Origin of the sequence: Klebsiella sp. RC2, assembly GCF_014192815.1 — a bacterium.
Classification (GTDB): domain Bacteria; phylum Pseudomonadota; class Gammaproteobacteria; order Enterobacterales; family Enterobacteriaceae; genus Klebsiella; species Klebsiella variicola.
Genome location: NZ_JACHYL010000007.1, coordinates 63,016 through 78,208, shown reverse-complemented (window position 1 = coordinate 78,208; position 15,193 = coordinate 63,016). Strand labels below are relative to the sequence as shown.

The following is a 15,193-nucleotide window of genomic DNA, read 5'->3' as shown; positions in this document are numbered from 1 at the left end:
CGATTATAGGCAACCTCGTCGTCCGGCGTTGGGGAAATTGTCACGTGCCGCGCATGCTGTCCAGAGCAGGCTTCAGGCGCAGTGGCGCTGGATAAGCGCGATGCTCTGCTCAATTTCGCGCTCGATATCCGCTTCGCTCCACTGCGCCAGCTCAGGTGCGAAGGGTTCAAAAGCGTATACCCCTTGATAGCCGCGGGCTTCCAGCGCTTTAACCTGCTCGCAGGTGCCGAGACGATCCTGCGGGGTCAGCATGATGCGCTCGGCATCGGTGAGCTGCTCGCGCGGACGGCTATCGTCCACCCCGGAGAGGTGCACCAGACCGATGTCCGCCACCTCCACCTGGCTGAACTCGTCCGCCGCCTGCGGGTAGAGATGGTGATGGAAGGTGTCGATCAGCAGCTTAAACGGCACGCGGGCGTCGTGGATCAGCGTCTGCGCCTGGAGTGCCGAACGCAGCGAGCTTTGCGGGAAGCCCAGCGGCTCCACCAGGCCGTGGATGCCGTAGAAGGCGAACAGTGGCGCCAGGTCGCGCAGGGCGCCCAGGGTGTCGCTGGCCGGCACTTCGCTGCCGTCGTTGAGCGGACAGAGCACCAGCGATTTGGCGCCGATGGCCTGGGCCTCTTTCAGCAGCGATTCGGTCAGCTGCCGCACCTCTTCGCTACGACGGTTAAAGGGGTAGACCGCGTTAATCGTCAGGATCTCGATGTGGTAGCGCGCCGCCAGCTCGCGCACCTGCTGATGGCTCAGATCGTCGGTCACTTTTCCGCTGGGTAAATCGTTGCGCAGCTCGACCTTATTCAGGCCCAGACGGTTCACCAGACGGAAAAACGCTTCAATGCTGAGCGCTGGCGCGATTTTGCGGTTAATACAAAAACGTTGCATTGCGATGGCCATAGGACACTCCTGACGGAAGAGGGGGTAGGTTCGTTCAATTGGCTAACAGTCAAAACGTTTATTCCAAAATTAGCAAGAATGGAAATGATGAATGTTTGAGCTGTCTCGCAAAATATCACTGGCCCCGACTACGGAGGCGACAGCGGCGGGAAGCCGGGCGTCTTGAGGCGACGAGGCGGGATGCGGGAAGCACACAGGCAATCCGTCGGCGCAAAATGCGACTGTTATCACCAAAATGAAATTTCATTTCACGACAATGTTGAAATATAAATTTCATTTTACTACGGTTATAGCACAGCAGAATCAGCGACGGGCCGGTGTGCGCTGGCCCCCTTCACTATGAGGCGAGAACATGACGATCACAGGAAACTTTATTGGCGGGAAAACCGTTATCAGCAGCAGCAACGAAACGATGCCGGTATACGACCCGGCGACGGGCAAAGCGGTGCGCGAAGTCACGGTGTCAACCGCGCAGGAAGTCTCCGAGGCGATTCAGGTTGCTCGCGATGCGTTTGACAGCTGGTCCCGTACCACGCCGCTGCGCCGCGCCCGCGTGCTGTTCAACTTCAAAATGTTGCTGGAGCAGCACGTGGAAGAGCTGGCGGGGATCATCGTCAGCGAGCACGGCAAAGTGTGGTCGGATGCGCTGGGCGAGCTGACCCGCGGCATGGAAGTGGTCGAATTCGCCTGCGGGATCCCGCACCTGATTAAAGGCGAATACTCCTCTGACGTCGGCACCGGCGTCGACAGCTATTCGCTGATGCAGCCCCTGGGCGTAGTGGCCGGGATCACCCCGTTCAACTTCCCGGCGATGGTGCCGATGTGGATGTTCCCGCTGGCGCTGGCCTGCGGCAACAGTTTCGTCCTCAAGCCGCCGGCGCTGGCGCCGACGGCCGCCGTGCGTCTGGCAGAGCTGCTGAAAGAGGCCGGTCTGCCGGACGGCGTGTTTAACGTCGTGCACTGCAGCAATGAAGATGCTGAGCAGCTGTACACTGACCCGCGTATTGCGGCGGTGAGCTTCGTCGGCTCCTCCGGCGTGGCGGAGTATATCTACAAGACCGCCAGCGCCCACGGCAAGCGCGTGCAGGCCTTCGGCGCCGCCAAGAACCACGCGATTGTGATGCCGGATGCCGATCTCGACGCCACCGTTAACGCCATTATGGGCGGCGCTTTTGGCTCCGCAGGCGAGCGCTGCATGGCGCTGCCGGTGGTGGTAGCGGTGGGAGATGAAACTGCCGACAAACTGATCGCCCGCCTGAAGCCGCTGGTGGAAGCGCTGAAAGTGGGGCCGGGCTGCATGCGCGGCCAGGAAGAGAACGAGATGGGGCCGGTGGTGTCTGATACCCACCAGAAAAAAGTGCTTGGCTATATTGATAAAGGCGAGAGCGAAGGGGCAAAACTGGTGGTCGATGGCCGCAAACTGCGCGTGCCGGGTTATGACGCAGGCTATTATGTCGGCGGCACCCTATTCGATCACGTCACCCCGGAGATGACCATCTGGCGCGAAGAGATCTTTGGCCCGGTGCTGGGAATTGTGCGCGCGGCGGACTATGACAGCGCCCTTGAGCTGGTCAACAGCCACGAGTTTGGCAACGGCAGCGCCGTTTTCACCAGCAACGGCCACACCGCGCGTGAATTCGTCCACGACGTGCAGGCGGGGATGGTTGGGGTGAACGTGCCGGTCCCGGTGCCGATGGCGTTCCACAGCTTCGGCGGCTGGAAGCGCTCGGTGTTTGGCGCGTTGAACGTCCACGGGCCGGACGGCGTGCGCTTCTACACGCGCATGAAGACCGCCACCGTACGCTGGCCGGCAGGGCAGCAGACCGTATCTGAATTCAGCATGCCGACATTAGGTTAATCGGCGAAGGAGAGCGCCATGTCGTTACTGGCTAAATCGCGAAAAGAGGGACAGATCCAGCATATTACGCCGCAAAGCGCCGGTTGGCGCTATATCGGCTTTGATGTCTGGATGTTGAAAAAAGGGCAGACCGTGACGCTGGAGAGCGGCGATCGCGAGCTGTGCCTGGTGCTGGTCGCCGGGCTGGCGTCGGTGAAAACGCAGCATGCCGATTTCCCGAATCTCGGTAAACGGATGTCGCCGTTTGAACGCACCCCGCCGTGGTCGGTCTACGTGCCGCCGCAGGATAAAGTCGAGGTAACCGCCGATTCCGATCTGGAGCTGGCGGTATGCAGCGCGCCGGGCAAAGGCCGCTTCCCGGCACGCCTCATTCGGCCGGAAGACGTCGGCGTAGAGCATCGCGGGAAAGGGCGCAACCAGCGCCGGGTGCATAATATTCTGCCGGACAGCGCCGAGGCGGACTGCCTGCTGGTGGTGGAAGTGTACACCGACGAGGGGGCCACCAGTTCGTGGCCATCGCATAAGCATGATACCGCCCTGCCGGGCAAAGAGACGCAGCTGGAAGAGACTTACTATCACCGCTTCGATCCGCCGCAGGGCTTTGCCTTCCAGCGGGTCTACACCGACGACCGTAGCCTGGACGCCTGTATGGCGCCCTACAACCACGATGTGGTGATGGTGCCGCGTGGTTACCACCCGGTGGCGGCGATTGCCGGTTACGACAGCTACTATCTGAACGTGATGGCCGGGCCGGATCGGAAATGGTTGTTCACCTGGGAAGATGACCACGCCTGGATCAACACGCCGGAGTACCCGCGCCACGACTGACGCGCTTTGCAGAAGCGGATAAAAAAGGCCGGTTAGCGATGCTAACCGGCCTTCTTGTTTGAGGGCGGCAGGTGTTTTTTAGCGAAACGCTCCGCGGAATCCCACTCCCCGACCCCGCAAGCTCCGGCGCCATACCCGCCTTTGTGCCGGATGGCGCTACGCTTATCCGGCCTACGGTTCGTGCGACCTGCCGTTAATTTATTCACCATTCTTGCTGAAACTGCCGGTGCTGACGGCCTCAAAATCGCTGAGACGTTCCCGGAAGGCCGGGGCAGCCCGCATGGATGCGGGCTGAGGGCCGTGTTTTGCAGGGATGCTGCCTCGGCCCGACCCGAAGCCTGCAGGGATAAGTCGAAGGTACCACGCAGTGGCGATTTTGCTGGCCGGAGCCCGGGGGTACAGGGGGCGGCGGCGACTGGCCGCCCCCTGTGCGCTCCCTGCGCCATGAGTGACATAACGCAGACGATTAACCGGGAGCGCAATGTGCGTTGAAATCACATGCGACAAACGCTTTTCCCGGATTAATAAAGTTGCATACCAATAACATTATCTCTGGCACCCCGCAGGCGCATATACCTTAGGCCCGGCAAGCGCAGCGCCGCCGGGCAGTCAGGCACCGTACCCGTGGCTGTGCCGGATGGCGGCATAAATGCCTTATCCGGCCTACGAGATCCTCCCGCAGGCTTATACGACTCCGCCGGACAACTAACGCCAGGCGACTTATCTCACGCCTTCTGCTTGGCCTCGGACTCCTGACTGCTGTTCAGCGCCAGCGAAACCGCCAACGTCTGGGCCAGACACAGGGAAGCAACCTGCGAGCGGAAGCCATCCACCTGCGCTTCACGCACCACAAAGCAGACGTCGCTGAAGGCCGCCAGCGGGCTGACCTGGCTGTCGGTAATCGCGATCTGTCGCGCTTTGCGCTGCGCGCCCAGCTCCACCAGCTCGACCACTTCCCGGGCGTACGGCGAGAAGCTCACCGCCACCACCACGTCTTTCGGGCCGACCAGACTCAGCTGCTCGGTGAACATGCCGCCGAGGCCGTCGATCAGAAAGGCTTTGCGATCGAGGTGGCGCAGCGCATAGGTCAGATAGGAGGCGACGCTGAACGACCGGCGCAGGCCAATGACGTAGATATTTTCCGCTTCGCCCAGCAGGGCCACCGCGCGCTCCAGCTCATCGCTGGAGGTCTGCATCGCCAGCTGCTGCAGCGCCTGGTTGTTCACCATCGTGAACATATTGAGGATTTCCGTCGGCGTTTCCGGCGGGCTGGACTCATCGCTGGTAGTCTGGCGGAACAGACGGGCGCGCTCGGTATAGTTGGCGGTCTCTTCCATCAAATGTTGCTTGAACATCTGTTTCATTTCGTTAAAGCCGCTGAAGCCGAAGGCGTTGGCAAAACGAATCAACGTGGAAGGGGGAACATCCGCCTGTTGCGCAATGGAGGCCACGGTATCGAAAGCCACGCTATTGCTGTTATCAAGGATATAGCGGGCGACCTGTTTCAGGCGTTTGCTTAACGTATCGTAGCGACGCCTGATTTCATCCTGCAGGATGGTCAGCTGTGTTGGGTTATTGGCCATAGAGTGCGCTCTGAGAAAATGGAAGGAATATGGCTTCCAGTGTACCAAATGAAGCGAATTTTTCATTTATTGCGACGAAATACGCGATTCATTTCACGAAGAAACAGAAAAACGCCCGCTCCGCAAGGTGACGGAGACGGGCGTAGGGGGATCAGCGGCGGGCTTCGCGCCAGTAGCCAATAAGCGTCAGGTAGTTGCGTTTCACTTCCTCTATCAGGGCCTCATCGCTGAGCTCACCCTGCATCCAGCGCCGCGACGGCTGGCCAAAGATGGTGCGCCCAACGGCGAAACCTTTGATCATCGGGTGTGCGGCCGCCTCGGCGAAACCGGCGCGCAGTTTGTCGGAAGGCGCGTCGAGGCCGAGGATCAGGATCCCGCGGCTCCACGGATCTTCGCGCTCGATAAGGGCGGTGATCTGCTGCCAGCTGGCGCTGGAGAGCGGCGGCAGCTTCCACCAGTCCGGCTTGATCCCCAGCTGATAGAAGTGTTCCAGCATGGTGTGGTAATGGCGCTCGTCTTTGTCCGGACCATTTTCCGGCAGGATCACCTCCAGCAGCAGCTCATGGCCTGACTTGTTACAGGCCTGCCACACCTCCAGCAGCAGGGCGTCCTGCTCTGCACGCAGCGCCGCCGGGTCGGCAGGATGATAGAAGACCAGGCATTTGACGACATGCTCCAGCGGCCAGTCGATCAGCTGCGAGCCGATGTTGCCATGCTCCAGACGCAGCGGTCGCGAGCTGGGCAGCTCGATGGGGCGCCCAATCCACCAGCCCTTGCCGGTAATGGCGTTGAGCGCACGCTGGCCGTAGGTGCCGTCGGCCAGAATGCCGCTGCGCTGATCGAGACCCGCCTCCTGCGCCGCCGCTTCGGCCGCGGCTAACAACAACAGCTTGAGCTGCGGAATGCAGGCTTCATCGCGCCCGGTCTCCCGTGCCAGGTCGGCCAGCTGTTTGCGATGGTCGAAGGCGAAAATGCACAGCTCCGGCCACTGCTGACGGCGGCTGGTGACCCGGTGCAGGTGGTTGAGGCGCTCGTCGACGTCCGGGCGCGGCACCGATTCGGCGCGCAGCAGGTAGTCATCGAGTTCGACTTTGGTCGGCATCGCCGGCGCGCAGCCGTGGCGGGAAACCACCAGCGCGCCGCAGGCGTTGGCGTAACGGCAAGCCTGCTCCCAGCCTTCGTCGTTGAGCCAGCCGCGCAGCAGGCCCGACATAAAGGCATCCCCGGCGCCCAGCACGTTGAGAACCTCCACGCGCACGCCCTGCTGCAGCGGCACCTGGTCCCAGCTGTCCGGGATGTCGCCTTCCAGCACTACGCAGCCCATCGGCCCGCGCTTACACACGAGGGTGGCTTTGGTGGCATTGCGCACATTTTTCAGCGCGGTCAGGGTATCGGTGCTGCCCCCGGCAATATGAAACTCTTCTTCGGTTCCCACCACCAAATCGAACAGATGCAGCACTTCCTGCAGCTGGCTGGTGACCGGCCCGGACTCAATGAAACGGGTTTCGCCATCGCCGAGCGAGGTGAGCCCCCACAGCACCGGACGGTAATCGATATCCAGCGCAGTACGCAGGCCGTGACGACGAGCGTATTCCAGCGCCTTCAGCACCGCGGCGCGGGTGTTGGCGTGCGACAGGTGGGTGCCAGTCACCGCCAGCGCCCGGGAGGAGGCAATATACTCCTCGCTAATGTCGTCAGGCGTTAAGGCCATATCGGCGCAGTTATCGCGGTAGAAAATCAGAGGGAAGGTCTCCTGATCCTTAATCCCCAGCATCACCAGCGCGGTCAGGCGGGATTTGTCGGTGATCAGATACTCCGTATCCACCCCGGCGCGGTTGAGCGTTTCACGCAGGAAACGGCCGTTGTGTTCATCGCCAACGCGCGCCAGCATTGCCGATTTCAGCCCCTGAATCGCGGTGCCAAAGGCCACGTTGCCGGAGGAGCCGCCCAGATATTTCGCGAAACTGGCAACGTCTTCTAGCCGCGAACCGATCTGCTGGGCATAGAGGTCGACGGCCACCCGACCTATACAGATGACGTCGAGCCGCTTTACTGCTGCATTCATAGCTAGGATTTCCTTTTTGGTGTCTGCTGCCTGGAAGGGTCGGGATCCCGACGTCGACTCCGTGAACAGCCTGAGGGTTATTGGTTACCCTTAGTTTGAGAAATAAATATTTCATTTGCAAACTCGTTCGAAATTAAAAAACCAAAAGTGTGAGGGATCTACCACTCTGCCGCACTGAGCCTCGCGCGAGCGTGGATCGGCCCCTCTGTCGCCCCAGGGGAAAGTGAAACGCCGGAAGCGGTTTCTTTACCTATGATTTTTAAGGGGATATTGTCGTGTGGCGCGGCAAAAAAGGGTCCGAAAACGTGTCTGGAATGTAAGTGAAACGTATGAAATGGGTAGAGAGTTTGATCCCTCTCGCAAAATGAAATATTTCTTCTGTATTTGTATTTAATGAAAAAAATGTTTGCCTATAATCCACAGGTATTCCAGTGACGTGAACGACGGCCCCGGCGGCATCGGCGCGACGCCACACACAAATACTGAACAATAAGGATTGTGCATCATGGGCAAACTGAGACTGACAACGGCGCAGGCGCTGGTGAAGTTCCTCGATAACCAGTACCTGGAAGTGGATGGCGTAGAGCTGAAATTCGTGAAAGGCATTTTCGCGATTTTCGGCCATGGCAACGTCCTGGGGCTGGGGCAGGCGCTGGAGCAGGACAGCGGCGATATGCGCGTCTATCAGGGGCGTAACGAGCAGGGGATGGCCCACGCGGCCACCGGTTTTGCCCGCCAGGCCCTGCGCCGGCAGATTATCGCCTGCACCTCCTCCATCGGTCCGGGAGCGGCCAACATGATCACCGCCGCCGGCACCGCCAGCGCCAATCGCATTCCGCTGCTGTTGCTGCCAGGCGATGTTTTCGCCACCCGCCAGCCGGACCCGGTGCTCCAGCAGATTGAACAGAGCTACGATCTCAGCATCAGCACCAATGACGCTTTCCGCGCAGTCAGCAAATACTGGGACCGTATTACCCGCCCGGAACAGCTGATGAGCGCCTGCATCAACGCCATGCGCGTCCTGACCGACCCGGCGGAAACCGGCGCGGTGACGCTGTGCCTGCCGCAGGATGTGCAGGGCGAAGCCTGGGACTACCCGGAATCCTTCTTTGCGCGCCGCGTGCACCGTCTCGACCGCCGCCCGGCCAGCGCCGCGCAGCTGGCGGACGCCGTCGCGGCCATCAAAGCCAGCCGTAAACCGCTGATCGTCTGCGGCGGTGGGGTGAAATACTCCGGCGCGGGCGAAGCGCTGTCCCGTTTCGCCGAGCGCTACGGGGTGCCCTTCGCCGAAACCCAGGCCGGGAAGGGGACGGTGGTCTCGTCTCACCCCCTGAACGTCGGTGGCGTCGGCGAGACGGGCTGCCTGGCGGCGAACCTGCTGGCGAAAGAGGCCGACCTGGTGATCGGCGTCGGCACCCGTTTCAGCGATTTTACCACCGCCTCGAAATGGATTTTCCAGCACCCGGAGGTGCGTTTCCTGAATATTAACGTCAGCAACTTCGACGCCTGGAAGCTGGACGGCATTGCCATGCTGGCGGACGCCCGGGAAGCGATGACCGCCCTCGACGCGGGGCTGGCGGACAGCGGCTGGCAGGCCGGCTGGGGCGCGCAGATCGAGAGCGTGCAGAGTCGTCAGTTAAAAGAGACCCAGCGCGTCTACCAGGCGGTGTGGCAGGAAAAATCCTTTGTGCCGGAGATCGACGATCATCTCGATCGCGAATCGGTGTATCGCGAGTTCCGCCAGATCACCGACTCCACCCTGACCCAGAGCAGCGTCCTTGGGGTACTGAATGAAACGCTGCCGGCCGAGGCGGTGATCGTCGCGGCGGCGGGCAGCCTGCCCGGCGATCTGCAGCGCGTCTGGCGCAACCGCGCGGAAAACACCTACCACGTGGAGTACGGCTACTCCTGCATGGGATACGAAGTCAACGCCGCGCTGGGCGTGAAGCTGGCGCAGCCGCAGAGCGAAGTCTACTCCCTGGTCGGCGATGGCTCCTTCATGATGCTGCACTCTGAGCTGGTCACCTCCCTGCAGGAGCGGGCGAAGATCAACGTCGTGCTGTTCGACAACATGGCCAACGGCTGCATCAACAACCTGCAGATGGAGCACGGGATGGACAGCTTCGGCACCGAGTTCCGCTACCGCCAGCCGGAAACCGGCCAGCTGCAGGGCGGCCTGGTGCCGGTGGACTTCGCCACCATCGCCGCCGGCTACGGCTGCAAAACCTGGCGCGTCACCACCCTGGACGAACTGCGCCACGCACTGGACGCCGCCCGTCGCGAAACGGTCAGCACCCTGATTGATATTAAAGTGCTGCCGAAGACCATGGTGCACAAATACGGCAGCTGGTGGAACGTCGGAGTCGCCCAGACGGCGCTCTCAGAGCGGATCCGCAAGGTGGCGCAAATGATTAATGAAAAGCGCGCCCAGGCGCGTGATTACTAAAACGAACCTCTACCCTGAATCCTACAGACTTACGGAGAAAACCATTATGTCGCTCAAATTAGGTGTCATCGGCGCTGGCGCTATCGGTAAAGAACACATCCGTCGCTGCACCCAGGTTCTGCAGGGCGCCACCGTTGTGGCGGTGTCTGATATCAATGCCGACAACGCCCGTGCGGCGGTCGCGCTGCCGGGCGTGCAGGCGGAAGTCTACGCCGACGGCCACGACGTGATTAACGCCAGCGATGTCGATGCCATCCTGGTCACCTCCTGGGACCCGACCCACGAAGAGTACACCCTGGCTGCCATCGCCGCTGGTAAGCCGGTGTTCTGCGAAAAACCGCTGGCGATGTCTGCGGAAGGCTGCCGCCGCATCGTTGATGCTGAAATGAAGGCCGGCCGTCGTCTGGTGCAGGTTGGCTTTATGCGCCCGTACGACGAAGGCTATCTGGCGCTGAAAAAAGTGATCGACGATGGCGATATCGGCGCGCCGCTGATGCTGCGCTGCGCCCACCGCAACCAGTCAGTCGGCGAGAACTACACCACCGATATGGCGATCACCAACACCCTGATCCACGAGCTGGACGTGCTGCGCTGGCTGCTGAACGATGACTACCGTTCCGTGCAGGTGCGCTTCCCGCGCTCCACCTCGCACACCCATGCGCGCCTGAAAGATCCGCAGATCGTCTCCTTTGAAACCAAAAAAGGCACCCTGATCGACGTCGAAGTGTTTGTGAACTGCCAGTACGGGTATGACATCCAGTGCGAAGTGGTCGGCGAAACCGGGATTGCCCGTCTGCCGGAGCCGTCTGCCGTCCAGATGCGCAAGTCCGCCAGTCTGTCGACCGCCATTCTGACCGACTGGAAAGACCGCTTTATCAAAGCCTACGACGTCGAGCTGCAGGCCTTTATCAACGACGTCAAAGCCGGCCAACTGCACGGCCCGTCGGCCTGGGACGGCTACGCGGCGTCGGTGGCGGCGGACGCCTGCATTAAAGCGCAGGGAACCAGCGAGCCGGTTGAGGTGACGCTGCCTGAGTGCCCGGCATTCTACAAACGTTAAGCGCGTTTTGCTGACGGAACTTCTTTGCACAGGTAACGACGATGAAAATTGCCTTTGATGTGGATGTGATTAAGGACCTCGGGATCACACGCATGGTCCATCAGGTAGCGGAGTGGGGCTACAAGTACATTGAACAGTCGCCGCACCCGCAGATTAACCCGTTCTACAAGCACCCGCGCGCCAGCCGGGAGATCATGGCGGAGTACAAGCAGGCGCTGCGCGATACCGGCCTTGAGCTGTCGTCGTTTATCTGCGTCTACCGCTGGTCTGGCCCGGACGAACTGCGCCGTCAGGCGGCGGTGAAAAACTGGAAACGGCTGGTGGAAATTGCGGTGGAGATGGGCGTTCAGGTGATCAACACCGAGTTCTCCGGCGATCCGAATCAGCCCGAAATCTGCGATGAAATGTTCTATCGCTCAATGGAAGAGCTGTTGCCGATTTTTGAGCGGGAAGGCATCCGCGTGGAGATCCAGGCGCATCCCTGGGATTTCTGCGAAGAGAACAATGAAACCGTCGATATTGTGAAGTCGTTCCGCAGCGATAACGTGAAGTACGTCTACAGCGTGCCGCACACCTTTTTCTACGACAAAGGCGTCGGCGATGTGGCGAGCATGCTGCGCTATGCCGGGAGCGATCTCTCCCATGTCCTGATTGCGGATACCCGCAACCATACGAAACATTGCCGCTATATCGTTAACCCGCCGGGCGTGGATGCCGTGGTGCACCAGCACGTAGGCGTCGGGGAAGGGGATGTGGATTTCGACGCGCTGTTCCGCACCCTGCGCGAAATGAAATTCGCCGAGCAGACCTTCAAGGTCGGCGGGGAGCCGATTGTCGCCACCTCGCTGTTTGGCTACCCGGAAAAAATGAAATACCAGGCAGTGGAAACCCGTGAACTTATTGAACGTGAATTGCTGCGCCGGTAAGGCGCAGCGGCAGGAGCCCTACTATGAACAAAGATAACGTCAAACTGGCTATCGCCCCGATCGGCTGGACTAACGATGATATGCCGGAGCTTGGCAGCGAAAACACTTTCCAGCAGATCGTCAGCGAAATGGCGCTGGCCGGTTTTACCGGCAGCGAAGTCGGCAGCAAATATCCGCGCGACCCTGCGGTCCTCAAGCCGATGCTGGATATCCGCGGCATTCAGATCTGCAACGCCTGGTTCAGCACCTTTTTCGCCAACGGCCAGCGGGAAAAAACCATTGATGAATTCGTCAATCACATGAACTTCCTTCATGCGATGGGGGCGAAAGTGATTGGCTGCTCCGAGCAGAGCGGCAGCATCCAGGGGCTGGATAAACCGATCCTCGGCGATGCGAAGCCGTGCTTCAGCGACGAAGAGTGGCAGCGGGTAGCGGAAGGCTATAACACCCTCGGCCGCCTGGCGGCGGAGAAGGGGATGCAGGTCTGTCTGCACCACCACATGGGCACCGGCATTCAGACCACCGCGGAAATCGACAAATTTATGTCGCTGGTGGACGAGCGCGTCTTCCTGCTGTTCGACACCGGCCATGCCTGGTATTCCGAAGGCGGCGAAGCGCCGATGCTGGCGATCCTCAAAAAGTATCTGCCGCGCATCAACCACGTTCACCTGAAAGACGTCCGTCCGCCGGTGATCGACCAGGTGCGCCGCGACGGCCTGTCGTTCCTCGACGGCGTGAAAAAAGGCACCTTCACCGTCCCGGGCGACGGGGTGATCGATTTCCGTCCGGTGTTCAAGCTGCTGGACGACTTTGGCTATAAAGGCTGGATGGTGGTGGAAGCCGAGCAGGATCCTGCCCTGGCCAATCCTTTCGAATACGCCGTCAAAGCGCGCAAATATATCCGCGAAACGGCAGGGATCTAATCGTTGTGACATTTTCAGGCCATACCGGGTATGGCCTGCTTTTTTTCCTTCCTCAACCGGACTCAGGGCTTAACCACAGCGCCGGACAGTTCCCTCTCCCGGGCCCAGGGCTCAACCACGGCGCCGGACAGTTCCCACTCCCGGACTCAGGGCTCAACCACGGCGCCGTACCGTCCCCTCTCCCTCAGGGAGAGGGCCAGGGTGAGGGTGACGATGACGGGTAAAGCGTCACTTCACTTCCGCCAGCGCGGTATTATCCACATAAGGTTTCATCAGCGCATCGGCTTCCTTCTGCGCCGCCTGAACCGCCGCTTCCGGCGTCACTTTGGCATCATTGACCACCGCCGCCAGCTGGTTCTCCATCGCCTTACGCACCGCCACGGTCTCCCAGGTGGAGTACCACGGATGGGCGTACTTCAGCTGCTCAAGCGCGATCGCCGCCCGCGGATCCTGCTGCAGATAGGCCTTCATCTCCGGCGTATCGTATGACGCCTTGCGCGGCGAGAAGTAGCCGGTAAAGCGGCTCCACGCGCCGTTCACGTCGGGGCTCACCAGATAGGTCAGGAACTGATACGCCGCTTTCTTCTGCGCCTCGTTGATGTCTTTAAAGCTCACCAGGCTGGCGCCGCCGATCGGCACCGCACGCTGCTCTTTGGCCGGCAGCATCGCCACTCCAAGCTCAAAGTCTTTGCTGTTCTCGCGCATAAAGCCCAGCGCGCCGGTGCTGAGCATCGCCATCCCGAGCTTGCCGGAGAAGAACGCGGCGCTGATCTGCTTCGAGTTCAGCACCCCGGACGGCATCACCTTGTCCTTGTAGATCAGATCCTGCCAGAAGCGCAGGGCGCCGATGGCGGTCGGCGAGTTGTAATAGACCTCGCCAGGATAGTCTTCGTTAAAGTATTTCCCGCCGTTGGCGCGTACCAGCGCCGAGAAGATCCAGCCGCCGTAGTCGTCGTTGGTCGACGGCAGCATGATCCCCCACTGGCCTTTGCTCTCGTCGGTCAGCTTTTTGGCATCAGCCAGCAGCTCGGCCCAGGTCTGCGGCGGCTGTTTGATCCCGGCCTGATCGAACATCGTCTTGTTGTAGTAGAGGATCGGCGTCGAGTTATGGAACGGGATCGCATAGGTGGTGCCCATCACCTGGGCGTTCTGATGCATCGCGGGCCAGAATTCCTTTTGCAGAAAATCGCCAGCCTTTTGATCGCCATATTTAAACAGCTCGTCCATCGGCAGGATCTCATCCTTTAGCGCCAGATCGGTGGTGAAGTTGGCGGACATGATCACCAGCGCCGGCGGCTGGCCGGCCTTCTGTGCGGATTCGGCTTTGATCTTGGTGGTGTCATAATTACCGGTGAAGATGCCGCGTACTTCGACATCCTGCTGCGAGTCGTTGAACGCTTTAATAACGCGGGTCATCTCCATGGTCAGCTTGCCGTCTACCGGGGCCGGAAACATGAAGTCTATTTTCTCTTTCGCCAGCGCCGCGCCGCTCAGAGCGAGGCTGAGCCCAACCGTCAGGGCGGTTAAGGGTTTAAACATGATTACACTCCATCAGTAAATTATGCTGGGTCTCAGCATGAAAAAGATGCACATCGGCAGGCGAAAAGCCGACCAGTAGCGACTCGCCTTTCTCCGGCACCGTGCCGCGGTGGCGGCGGCTAAAGCGCAGGGTGCCGATCGGGGTGCTGACGTGGAGCAGGTAATCGGCTCCCATCAGTTCTCGTTGCAGAACGGTGGCCGGCAGGCGCAGATGGCCCTCCTCCACGCGGTCGGTAATATGTTCCGGGCGAACGCCCAGCCAGACGCGGGTCTGATCACGGTGGCGCGGCGGCAGCGGATGGCGCTGTTCTCCCAACAGTACTGCTCCGTCGACGCAGGGCAGCGACAAGAGGTTCATCGCCGGCGAACCGATAAATCCGGCGACGAACAGGTTGGCCGGATTGGCATACAGATACTCCGGACGCCCGACCTGCTGTACGTGGCCGCCGTTCATTACCACGATGCGGTCGGCCATCGACATCGCCTCGGTCTGGTCGTGGGTCACATAGATGGTGCTGGTTTTCAGCTGCTGATGGAGGGCCATAATGCTGTCGCGCACTTCGCTGCGCAGGCGGGCGTCGAGGTTGGAGAGCGGCTCGTCCATCAGGAACAGCCGCGGATTGCGCACGATCGCCCGGGCCATCGCCACCCGCTGGCGCTGGCCGCCGGAGAGCTTCGCCGGTTTGCGGTCGAGCAGCGCCTCCAGCTGCAGCATCTGCGCCACTTTATCCACCCGTGGCTGCCAGCTGCTTTTCTCTTCCTTGCGCACCTTCATGCCGAAGGTGATGTTGTCGCGCACCGACAGATGGGGGAACAGGGCATAGTTCTGGAAGATCATCGCGAAGTTGCGCTCGCGCGGCGTGGTGGCGGTAATGTTCTCATCATGCAGCCAGATTTGGCCTTCGCTGACCTGCTCCAGGCCGGCGAGCAGGCGCAGCAGGGTGCTTTTCCCGCAGCCCGACGGGCCAACCAGCACCACGAATTCGCCTTCGTGAATATCCAGCGACAGGGCGCTGAGCGCCGGTTTGCCGTCGAAACGTTTACTGATATTTTGCAGACTGAGCATGGCGG

11 protein-coding genes are annotated in these 15,193 nt (G+C 60.6%); 6 read left to right on the top strand and 5 right to left on the bottom strand.

Annotated elements, in window-relative coordinates; translation table 11 throughout:
• Positions 1 to 72: 72 nt before the first annotated feature.
• The gene (locus tag FHW76_RS20455; protein WP_183476944.1) at positions 73 to 894 is read right to left on the bottom strand and encodes a TIM barrel protein; all 822 of its coding nucleotides are present in this window, start codon (positions 892 to 894) and stop codon (positions 73 to 75) included.
• 352 nt (positions 895 to 1,246) lie between these two features.
• Here FHW76_RS20455 and FHW76_RS20450 point away from each other — a divergent pair, with 352 nt between their 5' ends.
• Positions 1,247 to 2,752 (top strand): CoA-acylating methylmalonate-semialdehyde dehydrogenase, encoded by a 1,506-nt coding sequence (locus tag FHW76_RS20450; protein ID WP_004146794.1) that lies wholly within the window; start codon positions 1,247 to 1,249, stop codon positions 2,750 to 2,752.
• 18 nt (positions 2,753 to 2,770) lie between these two features.
• The gene (iolB, locus tag FHW76_RS20445) at positions 2,771 to 3,580 is read left to right on the top strand and encodes a 5-deoxy-glucuronate isomerase (protein ID WP_022065407.1); all 810 of its coding nucleotides are present in this window, start codon (positions 2,771 to 2,773) and stop codon (positions 3,578 to 3,580) included.
• Between the two features lie 725 nt (positions 3,581 to 4,305).
• Here iolB and FHW76_RS20440 read toward each other — a convergent pair.
• A complete protein-coding gene (locus FHW76_RS20440) occupies positions 4,306 to 5,163 on the bottom strand; it encodes a MurR/RpiR family transcriptional regulator (RefSeq protein WP_004206536.1) in 858 nt (285 codons plus the stop codon).
• A gap of 151 nt (positions 5,164 to 5,314) precedes the next feature.
• Positions 5,315 to 7,228, bottom strand: a complete 1,914-nt coding sequence (gene iolC, locus FHW76_RS20435) for a bifunctional 5-dehydro-2-deoxygluconokinase/5-dehydro-2-deoxyphosphogluconate aldolase (RefSeq protein ID WP_032756367.1) — start codon at positions 7,226 to 7,228, stop codon at positions 5,315 to 5,317.
• A gap of 505 nt (positions 7,229 to 7,733) precedes the next feature.
• Here iolC and iolD point away from each other — a divergent pair.
• From iolD to iolE, 4 genes are read left to right on the top strand one after another with little or no spacing between them, the layout of a single operon-like run.
• The gene (gene iolD / locus FHW76_RS20430; protein WP_008807115.1) at positions 7,734 to 9,674 is read left to right on the top strand and encodes a 3D-(3,5/4)-trihydroxycyclohexane-1,2-dione acylhydrolase (decyclizing); all 1,941 of its coding nucleotides are present in this window, start codon (positions 7,734 to 7,736) and stop codon (positions 9,672 to 9,674) included.
• Positions 9,675 to 9,720: 46 nt separating this feature from the next.
• Positions 9,721 to 10,734: a Gfo/Idh/MocA family protein gene (locus FHW76_RS20425; protein ID WP_004152192.1), complete on the top strand. Its 1,014-nt coding sequence runs from the start codon at positions 9,721 to 9,723 to the stop codon at positions 10,732 to 10,734.
• Between the two features lie 41 nt (positions 10,735 to 10,775).
• Positions 10,776 to 11,660: a sugar phosphate isomerase/epimerase family protein gene (locus tag FHW76_RS20420; RefSeq protein WP_004152193.1), complete on the top strand. Its 885-nt coding sequence runs from the start codon at positions 10,776 to 10,778 to the stop codon at positions 11,658 to 11,660.
• Positions 11,661 to 11,683: 23 nt separating this feature from the next.
• Positions 11,684 to 12,583 carry a myo-inosose-2 dehydratase gene (gene iolE, locus FHW76_RS20415; protein ID WP_002886970.1) on the top strand — a complete coding sequence of 300 codons (900 nt, stop codon included), beginning with the start codon at positions 11,684 to 11,686 and terminating at the stop codon, positions 12,581 to 12,583.
• A 228-nt stretch (positions 12,584 to 12,811) separates the two neighbouring features.
• On the opposite strand, the gene FHW76_RS20410 is transcribed toward iolE, so the two are convergent.
• Both FHW76_RS20410 and FHW76_RS20405 read right to left on the bottom strand, forming a co-directional pair.
• Positions 12,812 to 14,122, bottom strand: coding sequence for an ABC transporter substrate-binding protein (locus FHW76_RS20410; protein WP_183476942.1), 1,311 nt, complete (start codon positions 14,120 to 14,122; stop codon positions 12,812 to 12,814).
• Positions 14,115 to 15,188, bottom strand: a complete 1,074-nt coding sequence (locus tag FHW76_RS20405) for an ABC transporter ATP-binding protein (protein WP_063105902.1) — start codon at positions 15,186 to 15,188, stop codon at positions 14,115 to 14,117. The genes FHW76_RS20410 and FHW76_RS20405 overlap by 8 nt, the downstream gene beginning before the upstream one ends.
• Between the last annotated feature and the right edge of the window lie 5 nt (positions 15,189 to 15,193).